This is a genomic window from Actinomycetes bacterium, from assembly GCA_024222295.1.
Taxonomy (GTDB): Bacteria; Actinomycetota; Acidimicrobiia; order Acidimicrobiales; family Microtrichaceae; genus JAAEPF01.
In genome coordinates, this window is sequence record JAAEPF010000056.1 from 1 (window position 1) to 1211 (window position 1211).

Consider the following 1211-nt stretch of genomic DNA (forward strand, 5'->3'; position numbering starts at 1 on the left):
GTCCCACGCTCACCGTTGACGGCTCGCACCTCGGCCCCACCTGCACCGTCAAGGTCGCCGCCCTGATTGGCGACTGAGGCCCGCGGAGAGGTCAGAGTGGGTGTCAAGCCTACACGCCTCTCCGCCGCTGGAGGTCGCGGGCGTTGAGGCGCTCCCAGCACTCGAGCGAGCAGGCCAGCGCCAGCTCTCGCCTGGACCAGAACGCGAATGCTTTCCGCCCCTTGCGCTGCTTACAGCTTCGACAGAGCTTCGATGGCGGCGGAGGCATAGCAGGCAACGTCTCCAGAGCGGCGGGTGCGGTGCAGCTCGTCGAGGACGACGACGACCCGGGCGGTAGCTCGCAGCCTCTCGGCTGCTCCGCGCAGCTCGTCGAGCAGCTCCAGGATCTGGTCAGTCTCTCTGTTCACGCGCTCGACCGTTCGATTCGCCATCGTCTCCCCCTCCGCGCTGCGCCAGCGCCAGGACGGCGCGCTCCAGGGCTCCGAGCGCCGCCTGGAGGTCGGTCACGACCGCCAGCAGCCGCGCGTAGACCTGCGCCTGGTCCGCTCGGCACGCTGCCACCAGCTCCGCATTCTCCGTGCGGAGGCGTTCGATGTGGCGCGACTGCCACCATATCACCCAGCCACACACACCCAGCGCGCCTCCAGCGCCTGTGATGATCTCGGTATCCACCTACGCCCCGCGGCCAGGTCGAGACCAGAACAGGTTGCGGGTGGCACCGCACGACACTGGGTGTGTGCGGGTGGGCCGACCATCCTCCGCCGACCCCCAGTGAAACGCATCGGGGCATGGGTCGTCTAGCTCGCCCGAGACGACCAGCAGCACCAGTAGCTGCGTGCGCCGCCAGATCGCCTCCATCGCGCTCCAGCGGCCTCCGGGCCACGATGGCGGCTGGGGCTGCGTGCGCTGCCAGTCCAGCTCCAGGAGCCAGCGTCGGTGACGTCGAACATGCCCCGGGCCTCGGGCCTCATCCCGGTGGATGCGGCAATAGCGCCGGGCCATCTCCGCTGGCGGGATGCCTGCCTGCCTGGCCCGCTTGCCGATTACCCACACGATGGCCACCACATCGGGAGTGTGCCCGCCAGACTCAGCCAGCGCGCACTGGGCCAGGGGCAGCGCCATTTCCCCGATGGCCGGGTCTGAAATAGGGTCACGGCCCGGCTCCTCGCCGCGCCCCGGCTGGGGCGGGGCGTCGAGAGCCAGGACAAGGA

The 1211-nt window shown here is 69.9% G+C and carries 2 protein-coding genes; both read right to left on the reverse strand.

Going from position 1 to position 1211, the window contains the following annotated elements; all coding sequences use genetic code 11:
- Positions 1–230: 230 nt before the first annotated feature.
- Complete coding sequence (locus GY812_16215) at positions 231–407, reverse strand: hypothetical protein (protein MCP4437027.1); 177 nt, start codon at positions 405–407, stop codon at positions 231–233.
- On the reverse strand, positions 391–672 hold the full coding sequence (locus GY812_16220; GenBank protein MCP4437028.1) for a hypothetical protein: 282 nt from the start codon (positions 670–672) through the stop codon (positions 391–393). Before GY812_16220 ends, GY812_16215 begins: the two co-directional genes overlap by 17 nt.
- Between the last annotated feature and the right edge of the window lie 539 nt (positions 673–1211).